General features: G+C 44.0%; 6 protein-coding genes. All 6 read left to right on the plus strand.

What is annotated here, in order from left to right:
* Positions 1 to 203 precede the first annotated feature (203 nt).
* Entirely contained in the window at positions 204 to 8255 is an 8052-nt protein-coding gene (locus tag JJU34_RS04360; RefSeq protein ID WP_228691104.1) for a malectin domain-containing carbohydrate-binding protein, read from the plus strand.
* A 227-nt stretch (positions 8256 to 8482) separates the two neighbouring features.
* The gene (locus JJU34_RS04365; RefSeq protein ID WP_228691105.1) at positions 8483 to 8713 is read left to right on the plus strand and encodes a FeoA family protein; all 231 of its coding nucleotides are present in this window, start codon (positions 8483 to 8485) and stop codon (positions 8711 to 8713) included.
* Between the two features lie 4 nt (positions 8714 to 8717).
* A complete protein-coding gene (gene feoB / locus JJU34_RS04370) occupies positions 8718 to 10841 on the plus strand; it encodes a ferrous iron transport protein B (protein ID WP_228691106.1) in 2124 nt (707 codons plus the stop codon).
* 221 nt (positions 10842 to 11062) lie between these two features.
* A complete protein-coding gene (locus tag JJU34_RS04375) occupies positions 11063 to 11794 on the plus strand; it encodes a response regulator transcription factor (protein ID WP_228691107.1) in 732 nt (243 codons plus the stop codon).
* Positions 11791 to 13176 (plus strand): ATP-binding protein, encoded by a 1386-nt coding sequence (locus JJU34_RS21760; protein ID WP_228691108.1) that lies wholly within the window; start codon positions 11791 to 11793, stop codon positions 13174 to 13176. Before JJU34_RS04375 ends, JJU34_RS21760 begins: the two co-directional genes overlap by 4 nt.
* Before the next feature lie 76 nt (positions 13177 to 13252).
* The gene (locus JJU34_RS04385) at positions 13253 to 14566 is read left to right on the plus strand and encodes a hypothetical protein (protein WP_228691109.1); all 1314 of its coding nucleotides are present in this window, start codon (positions 13253 to 13255) and stop codon (positions 14564 to 14566) included.
* The last annotated feature ends 5 nt before the right edge of the window (positions 14567 to 14571 follow it).

The following is a 14571-nucleotide window of genomic DNA, read 5'->3' on the forward strand; positions in this document are numbered from 1 at the left end:
AGTTCTTTACTACGTAAATAATATTGATGGACTAATAAAAATGAATTTCAAAACATAAAAAATGTAATTTAAATATTGGTGTTTGATCTGATTTTTCTACCTTTAGAGGGAAAAGGACCTTTCTCAGGTTACTTTCATTTAATCTATTTTACAATAAAATATCGAATTTGGTATAATTTCTATTCAGTTAAATATTTACTTTTATGAGAGTTCTGGTTAATTCGTTATTAATCTTTATTCTGACGCTTACTTCAACGTACAGCCAGAATATAAGTTTCAGTCAGTCTTCGTTAAATTTTAAAAATTTCACCCCCATAAATGCGGGGACTTCATTGAAGTTTGGGCCAGACGAGCGGTTGTACGTCTCTCAGCTTAATGGCGACATAAAGGTCTATACAATTACTAGAGATTTAGGCAACGAGTACAGTGTGCTTGCGGAAGAGACCCTAGGGAGTATCAAGTCAATACCCAATTACGATGATAACGGATTGCATGCTTTTGATAAAAGGGGCAACCGCCAAATTACAGGAATCACTGTGGTTGGCACAGCTTCCAATCCTGTCCTTTACGTTACTTCCTCGGACCCTAAATGGGGAGGTCCCAGTGGAGATAAGGGTTTAGATACAAATTCCGGTGTGATATCTAGAATTACTTGGACCGGTTCTGAGTGGGAGACAGTCGATTTGGTCAGGGGGCTTCCTAGATCCGAAGAAAACCACTCAATAAACGGTATCGAATTCACCCAAATAAAGGGAAAACCTTTCTTATTGGTTGCTGTCGGAGGGTTTACCAATGCCGGCTCACCGTCCAAGAATTTTGCCTATATCACTGAATATGCGCTCTCTGCTGCAATATTGAGCGTTGACCTAAATGCTATAGAAGGGCTGGTGACAAAAGTGGATCCTTTTTCTGGTCGAAAATATAAATACGATATTCCCACACTGGATGACCCCAGCAGGCCAAATGTGAATGGTATATACAATCCAAATGATCCAAATTACGATGGAATTGATGTAAATGATCCGTTTGGAGGCAATAACGGGCTCAATATGGGAATGATAGTGGAGGGTGGACCCGTCCAAATTTTTTCTGCAGGGTACCGAAACTCCTATGATTTGGTAGTTACTGAAAGCGGCAAGGTGTATGCAACGGACAATGGAGCAAATATCAACTGGGGTGGATTACCTGAAAATGAAGGAAATCCAGCGTTGGTGTCGAATCGGTATCTTCCAGCGGAACCAGGCGGTAGTCCGCTGAACAAGACAGCTTCAGGGGAGTACGTAGACAATCGTGATCATTTGTTGATGATAACCTCCAATATTGATGATTATCAGTTTGGTGGTTTTTATGGTGGACATCCGACTCCCATTCGTGCTAACCCAGGTTCGCCCTATGTGAAAGGGGCACCGTTTCCCTTCGACCCACAGGGAGCCGGCTTATATACCCATTTTTCAATCGATGGGGTGCTACCTTCGTTTACCCCCGTGGATTTTTTTAGAACAAAAATACTGGAGCCAGTCGCTCCCGGATCGCCAGGCTTCAATGAATATGCAGCTACTTCTTTACCTGCCAACTGGCCACCGGTGCCCGCCATATTCGCGAACCCTGCGGAGGCCGATTTTATTGCGCCCTCGCTTCCTAACAGTAACGGTCCTCAGCCGGTGATTGTGACTCCGTTCCCAAATAATTCCAACGGAATTGACGAGTACAAAGCGTCTAATTTCGGTGGCGTGATGAAGGGGTCTTTAATAGTAGGGAAAAACGAAGGGCAGTTGCATCTGATTAACTTAAATGAAGATGGATCATTGAAGAGTGCAGAATTTAACAAATTCAACCTAAACGGTGGGAATGCTCTTGGAATTGCTTGCAATGGGGATAGCGATATTTTTCCAGGAACAATCTGGGTTGCAACATTTGATAATCGCATTGTAGTGCTCACACCTGCGGACAATGTGATTTGTATCGATGTGGAAGACCCCGATTTTGACCCGAATGCTGATTATGACTTCGATGGATATACCAATCAGGATGAATTGGACAACGGCTCGGATTATTGTTCGGGGGCATCCGTACCGAATGATTATGACCGCGATTTCGTGTCAGATCTTAATGATTTGGACGATGATGGCGATGGGATTTTGGACGAGGACGATCCGTTTCAGTTAGGTGATCCGCGGGATCTACCAATAAACAATGAATTATTTACCAATCAGCGGGATAACAGGGATAGAGAGAATGGTTATTTAGGACTGGGTTTAACCGGGTTTATGAATAATGGAGCTCCTAATCCAAACTGGATGAATTGGCTGGATAAAGGGGATTCTACGCCTGGTCCTCCAGATATCTACGGGGGTACAGCAGGTGCTATTCAGGTTTCGATGACGGGAGGAACTGCGAACGGCAGTGTTAATACGCAAGAGAAAGGTTTTCAATTTGGGGTGAACGTAAGTAACGCAACAGGCCCTTTTTCGATCTCTTCAGGATTAATTGGGTTATCGTCACCTGGTCAGTTATACGACTTTGACGGAAATGGAGAAGTGGGAATACAAATGGGCGATGGTACCCAGTCAAATTTTATCAAACTGGTTTTCACACATGAAGGACTCCTTGTTTCTCAAGAAAATAATGATCTTCAGGTGGGGTCTCCAATTTTGTATGCTATTCCGACAAACGCGAGACCTGACTCAAACACGTTAATTGAATTGTCCTTCGATGTTGATCCAGTAGCCGGCACCGTGAAGCCGTTTGTCAAATTTGGGGAAGATACCCGAATTCAAGTTGCTGAAATTATGGCTACTGGTCGCGTACTTCAAGCAATTCAGCAGTCGGAAATCCCCCTTGCGATTGGTATCTATGGTACATCGAATGACTGGAGCAAATCGTTTATCGGTGTTTGGAATTTCTTTCGAGTATCTGGAGAGCAGCCTTTCGTGATTCGGTCGTTGCCTAACTTTTCGCGACTTTTTGATGATCCTGATTTGCTTATAGATCTTAGTGAGTACTTTGATGACAACGGAGGTGTTGATAATTTGGTTTATTCGATCGTTGGGAATTCAAACCAGAAATTTGAACCGTCAATAAACGGAGAATTACTTACCGTCGGCCTACCCAATGACGCAGTGTCGACCAATTTAGTAGTTCGTGCCACTGACCTCGGCGGGTATTTTATCGAGCAAACCTTTTCAGTTACTGTCGAGCAGGATAAGGAGGTTATTCTGCGAATCAATGCCGGAGGCCCGTTGATTCCTGATCAATCGGGAGGGGTAGATTGGTTAGCCAATTCGGTAAATGGTGCATTTCAAACCGAGTTTTACAAAGTTAGTTCGGGCTCCAATTCAGGGCATAGTTTTGATCCCGCTAACCGCCATGCTTCTATTCCAACGTATATTTCCGATGCCCTGTATACCGCTATTTTTTCCAGAGAACGGTACAATCAAGGTGGAGGTCAGATGGTATTTGAAATTCCGGTGCCAGACGGAGATTATACAGTAAATCTATACATGGGTAATGGCTTCGATGGGACAGCAAACGTGACCAATCGCGTATTCAGCATCATGATTGAAGACGAACTGGTAGAGTCAAATTTAGATCTAGTAGCGAGATATGGCCACAGGGTGGGTGCAATGCAACAATACCCAGTTCGGGTTACAGACGGAGCCATCAACATTACTTTCATAAATAACATACAAAGCCCGCTTGTAAATGCTATTGAAATCTGGGGTAAGCCAATACAAACACCGATACTTGTCGAGCCCGTTGGTGATCAATTGTCCTTTATGGGTGAAGAGTTGGATGGTAGCCTATTTGTCAAAGCCTCTGGGGGTGATGGTCAGCTGTCATATAAGGCAGTAGGCTTACCACCTGGGTTAGACATCGAGCCGACGAATGGTACAATATATGGTGTGATCGCTGAGAATGCCATTGGGAATAGTCCTTATCGCGTAACAATTACCGTAGATGATTCGGATGAAATCAGTTCAGATGCCGTGTCCTTTAATTTTAACTGGACTATCAGTCCTCCGATTTCACAGCTGAATTGGAACGTGAAAAATGAATCTACTGCCTATACCGCAAGACATGAAAATGCTTTTGTACAGGCAGGAGACCGGTTTTACTTAATGGGTGGCCGTGAAAATGCACTAACCATAGATGTATATGACTATTCGGAGGATCGATGGGAGGCATTGGTCAATGTAAGCCCTCATCCGTTTAATCATTTTCAAGCTACAGAATACAAGGGTTTGATATGGGTCATTGGTGCGTTTAAATCAAATAATTTCCCAAATGAGGTGCCTGCAGAACATGTTTGGGCCTTTGATCCTGTAGCAAAGCGATGGATTCAAGGTCCGGAGATTCCAGAGTCACGAAGGAGGGGTTCCGCAGGATTAGTTCTTTACAACGATAAGTTTTATGTGATAAGCGGAAATAAGCTAGGTCACGAAGGTGGAGCAGTAAATTATTTTGATGAGTTTGATCCAGCTACAGGCCGATGGAGAGTATTGGCAGATGCTCCAAGAGCCCGAGATCATTTCTATGCAACGGTTGTGGGTAATAATATGTATGTTGTTGGCGGAAGAACTATTGGTGGACCGGGAGGGGTATTTGGACCACTTATCCAGCAAATAGATGTTTACAACTTTGCTGAGAACACTTGGTCCACCTTGGATCCTTCCAAGAATATTCCTACACCAAGAGCGGGTGCTATTACCAACAATTACTTTAACAAGGTGATTATAGCTGGTGGTGAAACCCCTACTCCAGGTCCAGCGTTGGCTACAACGGAGGTGTTTGATCCGGTAACGCAAGAATGGGAGCAAATCAGTAACCTTAATTTTCCGCGACATGGGACACAAGGCATTGTGTCTGGAAACGGGCTCTATGTTGCAGCCGGATCACCCAACCGGGGAGGAGGACAACAGCGCAATATGGAGTATTTTGGGTTTGATCAACCAAAAGGAAGTCCATTGCGAGCCAGTGAGCTGGTTTTTGAAAGCACAATTAATGTAAAAGCAGGAGAGCGCGTAAAAGTCCAACTGGAGGCGAAAAATGGTAACCAAGCTATCTATATTCGCTCAATTAAGCTTATTAACGATAATCAAGCGAACTTTGCACTGCGAGGATTGGGCTTGGAACATGCTATTATCCAACCAAATGGAGGGCTGGAATTTGAACTTGAATATATAGGGACCGAGTTGGAGAACGTTGCGCAGTTGGAAATTACAAAAGGGGATATGACAAAAGAAGTTATTGACCTGGTAGCTGATGGAACTTACGAGGAGATCAATCTGTACTTAAATACTGGTTCAATTAATGACGTATTGTATGAGGGTGAGTTATTTCTGTCCGACACGAAATTTAACAGCTATTTTAACAATTCAACTTCTACCAACTCGAACGTAAACGCAAGTGCGATTCCTATTTTCCAGTCTCATCGATTCGGTCCACAGGTAAGCTATACCGTTCCAGTTCCAAATGGAATCTATAGGGTTACAACCTATCACAATGAAACTTACTTTGGGATCAACGGCCCTGCCGCACAGCCAGGAAGGAGGGTGTTTTCAATTTCATTAGAAGGTCAGGTTGTTAAAAGTAATTTGGATTTATTTATTGAAAATGGCAATCGCCCGGTCATTTTGGAGTTTTCAGATATAGAAGTTACGGATGGCTTTATCAATTTGGATATGGTCGCTAGTGTGAACAATGCCACTATATCGGCTCTTTCGATACAAAACCAAGGTAGGCTAAATGCACGCCCTGTTCCGAGAATATCCGTGTCCGAGTCAAGCGGTTCGGCGCCACTACAAATTCAGTTTGATGGCAGTGGGTCCGAAGGTCAAGGCCAGCTATCGTATGTGTGGGATTTTGGCGATGGAACGATGTCTGTTGATCCTAGCCCGGTTCATACATTTGAGAATCCAGGTACCTATGGAGTTCTTCTGACCGTCCAGGACCAATTAGGACGTACCGCATCGGAAAGTATTGAAATAACGGTTGTAAACCCTGCTTTGGAATTCGGGCTTTATCTAAATACTGGGACCAATGCCACAGTCAGTTATCAGGGAGTCAGTTTTGTAGGAGATAGTCCTTTGTCATCTTACTACGGAGAATCTTTCTCCAGAACGAATACAGCTGTAAGTGATATTCCTCTTTATCAGTCACATAGGTTTGCTACGACCTTGAATTATTCGATTCCGGTTCCAAATGGTGTATACACTATAAAAACATACCACAACGAGTTTTACTTTGGCAAAACAGTTTCTAACACGGGACCTGGCAGACGTGTATTCGACATATTCCTTGAGGGGCAGCGGGTGAAGCAAAATTTCGACCTTTTTGTGGAAGCGAGTAATCAATCCATAGAATTGGTTTTTGAGAATGTTTTGGTAAGCGATGGAATATTGAATCTTGATTTGATTGCAAGTGCTAATTCAGCCAGTATTTCTGGAATTTCGATAGAATTGGTTCCTTCAGGAGTAGTTTTACCTGTTGCAATTGCGGTATCATCACGGACATCCGGGACAGCACCGTTGACGGTTCAGTTTGAAGGAAGTGGTTCTTCGGGTCAGGGGGATTTGACCTACAATTGGCAATTCGGTAATCTTGGCCAATCTTCTGAGATGAACCCGTCTTTTGTCTTTTCCGAACCTGGAACCTATGAGGTCGTACTTACGGTGACAGATGGATCTGGTAGATCTTCTTCGAGTGCGGTATCAGTCATGGTAAGTCCGCCGATTGGATCGTTCACTAGATTTATCAATACAGGGGCATCTACTACTGTGCAGTATCTAGGAAATACATTCGTCGCTGAAAGCCAGACCCCCGGTATTTATTCAGAGTCGTTTAATCGGGTGGTGAGTACGATGAGTTCTGAGCCATTATTTCAATCGCATCGTTTCTTTACACAATTGCATTATGAGATACCGGTGCCAAATGGAACCTACACAGTTCAAACTCACCATAATGAATTCTATTTTGGAAAAACAACTGCTACCACCGGTTCGGGTAGACGTGTTTTTGATATACTTCTGGAAGGGCAACTGGTAAAAGATGATTTTGACATATTTGTAGAATCAAACAATCAACCGATCACGTTGACATTTACCAATGTGATGGTTACTGATGGTGTCCTGAATTTGAGTATGATTGCAAGTGCAAACAACGCTTCAATTTCTGGAATCTCCATTATTTCTGAAAATAGCTTTACTCCTCTCAAAGCCGTTGCTGAATCTATCACAAAAAGTGGTGTGGTTCCTCTTGTAGTAGCATTTAACGGAGGAAACTCAACCGGTGAAGGACCACTTGATTTTCATTGGGATTTTGGAGATGGTACATCGTCGGATTTGGTAGCGGTAACTAAAATTTATACGATTCCTGGTGTATACCCTGTCACGTTGACGGTATCCAATGGAGTTGGAGAAATTTCCACTGCTTCGCTTGAAATAGCTGTTTTGGGCTCGGAGCCACTTAGCCAATGGCATTACAATACGGGCAGCGGGAATACTGTTACTTGGAACGGGATTGATTACGTAGGGGATTTGCTTACCCCTTCGATATACTCTAGTAACAGCACCTATTCCAATACGGCAGCAAGTTCCAATCCACTGTTCCAGACAGAACGTTTCGCGGCTAATTTGGCATATTCGATTCCAGTAGAAAATGGAATTTACACCGTCAAGACATACCACAACGAACTTTGGTTCGGGAAAAGAGGACCTGCCGCCGCACCAGGTCTAAGAGTTTTTGATATTTTCATTGAAGGTCAGCTATTGAAAGATAACTTTGACATATACGTAGAGGGGAACAATGAACCTACTGAGATTGTCTTTGAAGGTATTATTGTCAGTGATGGCAAATTAGATATAAACATGGTTAGAGAGGCAAATAACGCCAATATATCTGGGCTATCCATTGTTCAAATGGCCGCATTGTCGGGCAATGAACGAGTAGTAACCAGTCCCCGCGTGAGTGTGAATCGGCTGGATATTCCTCCTGGAAAAGACCAAGGTGGTTTGGCTACGTTATATCCAAATCCAAGCAGGGACTTTGTAACCCTTGACATTCCAGCGTCTCTCGAAGTCAATCAAATCCTGGTTTCTGATATGCAAGGACGCATTGTTTCCAATCGTGGCAACGGTGAGATTCTTAGTGGATCCGTCACAATTGGACTGGAGTCGTTGAGTGCCGGGGTGTATACGGTGCACTTGGTGTCCGATTCGGCGCATGTACAAGCCCTAAGGCTGTTGATTCGGAAGTAGGGTACACGAGTGCAGTACCAACCATGGTATTCGTAGGCCTATTGTTTTTTTGCTTTTAGTATTTCCTAACTCCTGAAGACCGGTCCAACAACGATTCGTTGGACCGGTTTTTCGTTTGGTTGCACCGGGATGATCCCGGAATTTTTTTACCTGAATTTGGGTTGAATGGAATAATGGATTAATTTTGACTTAATCTTAATAAAAGTATTGAACCTCGTTGCTGTCTCATGCTGAAAACCTCAAATATTCCGACGGGAATCCGATATAAGATCAAGGAAATTACAGACTCATCCCTTGCTATTAATTTTCTGGAGATAGGCATTCTCCCTGGTAAATCTCTGGAACTGGTACAACGAGCACCCTTCGGAGGCCCTCTAGCCTTTCTGGTTGGTGACAACTTGATTGCACTGCGAGCCGACGAGGCAAATCTGGTAATCGTGGAAGCAGACAATTCCTGATGCAATGGATAAAATCCAATCAGGCAAGCAGATTAAGTCTATCGCCATTATTGGCAATCCAAATGTAGGCAAATCCAGCATCTTTAATCAGCTTACAGGATTGAGTCAGAAAATTGGCAACTATCCCGGCGTGACTGTGGATAAGATGGTCGGTACAATCCGACGTGGTACCGATGTCTATCAATTGATTGATCTGCCAGGCACCTACAGTTTATATCCTAAATCCGAGGACGAGGAAATTGCGCACCGGGTACTCAATGGACTAGGAGAGGAAAAGCCCGATGGTGTTCTGGTGATATTGGACGCCTGTAACTTGGAAAGGAGCCTTTTGCTGGGTACTCAAGTGATGGATCTGGGCATTCCGATGGCCTTTTTGGTCAATATGAAAGACCTTGCTTACGAAAAGGGCATCGAAATCAAGGTATTTGAGCTTTACAAGCACTTGGGTGTGCCGTTGATTTTGACGGATGCCCGTAAGAACGAGGGTATTGATTCCATTAAGGAGTTGATTTTCTCCAATAGATTTGAAACTGCCCCACCCCTGATCGATGTAGAACGCTACATGCCTGCGCCATTGATTGCATCCGTACAGGAAAAATATGGTCTAAAATCGACGTATCAGGCGTTTCAACTGCTGGTCTTTTCGGCCAAGAATCACTCACTACCTGTGTCGGATCGTCTTTGGCTGGCTGACCAATCCGAAAAAGAGGGACTTGATCTCGAAAAACTGCAAGTAGCAGAAACGGTGGAGCGGTATCAGAAAATTTCCACTATACTTGCGAAATGCGTTACCAAGAGCCCAGAAAAGCGAAAAGGGATAACGTTGGCTTTAGATAGGATAATGCTTCATCCTGTTGGCGGGTACATCGTCTTTTTGGCTATCATGCTGTTGGTTTTCCAGGCTATTTTCGCCTGGGCGGAGGTGCCCATGGACTGGATAGATGTGGGGTTTGCCTCATTGGGATCTTGGGTTTACGAGACATTTCCGCCTGGGGTATTTACAGATTTATTGGCTGAGGGGGTGATCCCTGGAATAGGTGGTATCCTCATTTTTATACCACAGATTGCCTTGCTTTTCGGGTTTTTGGCGTTTTTGGAAGACACAGGCTACCTGTCACGGGTTGTATTCCTCATGGACCGAATCATGAAGCCGTTTGGTTTGCACGGCAAAAGTGTGGTTCCGTTGATATCCGGCATGGCTTGTGCCATTCCGGGCATTATGGCAGCCCGAAACATCAGCAGTAACAAGGAGCGATTGATTACCATACTGGTGACCCCATGGATGAGCTGTTCCGCCAGACTTCCGGTCTATATTATTTTGATAGGGTTAACGGTGCCAGCCGACCCGTTTTGGGGCATCAACATGCAGGCGATCGCTTTGTTGCTAATGTATTTATTGGGCATAGCGGCTACGCTCTTGGGCGCCTTAGCGTTAAAGTACATACTCAAGAAAGGGGAGAAGAGTTTTTTAATTTGCGATTTACCGATTTACCGCATGCCTAGGTGGAGGGCTGTGCTGCTCACCATGTTCAGCAAGTCCAAGGTTTTTGTCTTGGAGGCTGGAAAGGTTATTTTTTCCATTTCCATTGTGCTTTGGGTATTGGCTTCCTACGGCCCCAACTCTCGCATGGAGCCGTTAATAGCGGAAAGGGAGGCAGCGTTTTCCGCTGCTGCGGAGGAGGAAATCGAAGATCTGGAGGATTTTTACGCTTCTAAAGAGCTGGAAAATTCATACATAGGCATTATGGGAAAGGCCATTGAGCCGGCCATACGCCCTTTGGGGTATGACTGGAAAATAGGCATCGCGCTTATCACTTCTTTTGCAGCAAGGGAGGTTTTTGTCGCTACGATCGCAACCATCTACAGTATCGGTGGGGACGTGGAGGATGAGCTTACCATTCGGGAAAAACTGGCCCAAGAAACCCGAGCAGGCACAGAGGAGAGAGTGTTTAATCGGGCAACTGGATTTTCTTTGATGGTGTTTTACGCCTTTGCTATGCAATGCATGAGTACATTGGCGGTGGTGTACCGGGAAACAAAGAGTTGGAAGTGGCCTATTTTGCAGACGATCATCATGACGGCCGTCGCTTACTTCTCCGCCTTGCTTACCTATCAACTGTTTAGCTAATTCCTATTCTATGAACTGGCAGGAAATACTTGTTGCGTTACTCTTTCTGACGGTAATTTCAAGCTGGATTTACCGGCAGTTTTTTCGAAAAAATTCCAAAGATAAGACTGGATGTGGATGTGATGCTTGTCCAAAGTAGGCGTTTACAGCTGCAGAACGTATGACCGTAAGGGCTAGGTGATTTTTTGTATATTGCGGTCGAACCAAACGGCTTGTTTCGCATGAAGCCAATTTTGCTTGTAGAAGATGACCCTGTATTAAATGCAAATATCCGAGACGCCCTCGGCGAGCAGGGCTACACCGTGGAGTCGGTTTTTGACGGTGGATTGGCAGAAAGAATGTTGCAAAGAGGGGATTATTCGCTGGTAGTTTTGGATGTAAATCTTCCCGGCAAGAATGGTTTTGATCTGTGCTTGGCCTTTCGTTCCTATGAAAAACAAGTTCCGGTATTGATCTTGACCGCTTTTGATGAACTAGAAGATAAGGTGAAGGGGTACGAATCTGGAGCTGACGACTACCTGACTAAACCTTTCTACATGAGGGAGTTGATGTTGAAAATTCAAGCGCTGATAAAACGGGCGGAATTATTACCGGAAGACCTCCGTTCCGAAAGCCGGTTGATTTTTGACGATATTGTTTTGGATAAAAAATCAAAAAAGGTAATGAGGAATGGTGTGGAGATAAACCTCACCCCACGAGAATACCAGATTCTACACCGACTCCTGATGTCAAAAGGCGATTTAGTATCTAAAAAGGAGTTGATCAACGAAATATGGGGTCCGGTAGTGGAGGCGAATACGAACACCATAGAAGTTTATATCAATTTCCTAAGAAATAAACTGGACAAGCCCTTTGGAAAAGAGACCATACGAACCAGGGTCGGATATGGATACTACCTTGAATCTGATCAAGGCTGTGTAAGTAATAGGGGGGACGAACAGACAATCGAGTGAGTATCCGGAAAAAAATACTGGTGTATTTTTCGTTGACGGTGATTCTACTTACCGGATTGACGATGTTGTTTATTTACACGCTTTTTGCCGAATACCGAGAAGAAGAGTTTCAGCAGCGGCAGTTGGAAAAAATAACTGCTACACTTTATTTTTTGAGTGAAATACGTCGAATGGATTCCGATATTTTGGCTTCCTTGGAAGAGGTTACTATCCAAAAAATCTACGATGAAAAATTGTTGATTTTCAATGGACAGCGAGAGTTGATTTATGAGAGTATTGATGATACGCCCATAGCACACCCAGAGGAAATCTTGGAGCAGTTGTCGATCGAAAATCCTTGGATAGAAACTAAAGACGGACGCTACGATCTGGTCGGGATGTATGTTGAGTATGATAGAAACCAGTATTATGGGATAAGTAAAGCGTACGATGAGTTTGGCTACGCTAAGCTGATTTTTCTCAGGAAAGTACTTTGGGGGGCATTTTTTGGAATTGCCTTCGTAGTTGTCATTGTATCGGTCTATCTTTCAGAACGGATTTCCAAACCCATCACGAAACTAGCCGAGCGGATGAAGCTGGTGCAAATTCAAGATCGGGAAAAAGCCATTTCAGTGGGTGACAGCAGTTATGAGATCGATATCTTGGTAAACCGGTACAATGAGCTGATGACGAGACTGCACGAGGCATTTGCTTTTCAAAAGCATGCGATCCATCATATTTCCCATGAATTGAAGACACCTATTGCCGTGCTGGTTTCTAACTTTGAAAAAATGGAAGCGGAGTCGGATTTGGCTGAGATTAAAAAAATGGTTTCAAGCCAAAAGGAACGAACAAAGAGCCTTGGTGAAATGGTGAATGTGCTTCTAGAGATTTCAAAGGCAGAATCGGGAAGCAACATTGCCAATGATGCCATCCGAATAGATGAGTTAATTTTTGATCTAGCCGATGAGTATAGGAACCTGTCTCCAGATTTCTATTTCTCCATTCGCTATGGAGAAGTGATGGAAGATGAAAATCTATTAACTGTATCAGGTAATTTCCGATTGCTGCGTGCTGCTTTATCGAATCTGATGGCAAATTGCATCGCTTTTAGTAAAGACCAGAAAGCGGAAGTCGTTTTTACAGGTGATAACAATCGATTGACCATTCAATTTAGCAATAAAGGCACCATATTGAACGAAAACGACCGAAGTTTTTTGTTTCAGCATTTTTTTCGTGGATCTAACAGCCATGGTACCAAAGGGTTTGGACTTGGACTGGTATTGGTACAGAGGATTGCTGAGATTCATGGAGGAACAATCAGCTATGAGGCCGCTGATGAGGAGACCAATCGATTCAGTTTGGAGTTTCCCACAAGTACAAAGCCAAGTAACATGCAGTAAGCTTTAAGGGTAATTTTAGGATCTTTAAGGGGATTTTAAGGTTTGGGAAACCACTTTTGTAAAAAAAATCACCTATATGATTCCCAAACTCTATTTGCTGGGCTTTTTACTGTTTTTCTCGCCCAGTATATGCATTTTTGCACAGGAAGACCCTTTAGATTCCAAGAGGCGAAAATTGGTTGATACGCTTACCTACGAAACCCAAAGTGGATTACCCATAGCAGCCTCCAAAATCTATTTCACAGACGCCAAGTTCACCTTTTCAGGTTTTGGTGAAACGAACTTTGTGAACTACCGAGGGTCTAAGAATAGGGGCTCAAGTGACCTGGAATTGTATTACACCAATCTTCAGCGTTTCGTTGCCTATGCTGCTTGGAAGCCGGTCAATTGGTTGGTAGTGTACGGAGAGTTCTTTGCGGAATTTCTGAATGACGGCAGCTTGGAAAGTGACTTCGAATACCTGCCGGAGTTTTTTCTAGACTTTTTGCTGGATGAACGGCTGAATGTCCGGGTAGGTACCCATCAGCCGGGCATTGGATTTATCAATAACAACGATGAGCCTATCATGTTTTATAGCGTAAACAGGCCAGAAGCTGAGAGATTGATTATCCCTTCCCAATGGATCGATTTGGGCGTGACCTTTTACGGCACTTTTCAGGAGAAATGGAAATGGAGCTTTGGCGTTTTTCAGGGTCTTGATACTGAAAACCTCAATGGGGCTACTTGGATCAGACGGGGGCGGGATAACGCACTCCGCTTTAATTTCAGTTCCTTCGTGTTTAATCCAAAAGTTGTGTACCAGGGCATAGAAGATACGGAGATTTCGGTAAGCGGACTTTTTACCACAATGGGCAGGGACCATCAGGTGGTAATGGAAGAAGGGCCTATGGGCGTGGATGCCCAAACACGCCTCCTTAGTGCTTATGTGCGACATCAGCGGGGAAACTGGAATTTTATGGCTCTGGGAACCTATGGACAGATGAGGAATACAGATCGGCTTTACCGTTTTTTGAATAATTCACAGGTAATTGGAAAGGAGGTCTATGGCGGGTATGTCGAAACTAGTTATAACATCCTACCGTTGCTTGGTTTTTTCCCTACGGAGGGCAAAGCAAAGAACCCCAACGGGTTGTTCCGAAAGCAGGAGTTTCAGCTTCCCATTTTTGCGAGGCTGGAGCGATTGAATACACATGCCGGTATTCATGCTCAGTTGCAAAGTAGTCCCATAAGCCAAACGGACCTCACTTCACTGACGGTGGGTGCCAATTTTAATCCCCGCAGAAACATCGTTCTGAAGTCTAACTACCAAATCAGATGGAACTCGCAGGTTTTGCCGGACGGAAGCAAGGAGGGAAATCGAATCGAAATGGGATTAGGTTTCATTTTCTAAACCTT

The organism is Lunatimonas sp. (assembly GCF_020832325.1).
GTDB lineage: Bacteria > Bacteroidota > Bacteroidia > Cytophagales > Cyclobacteriaceae > Lunatimonas.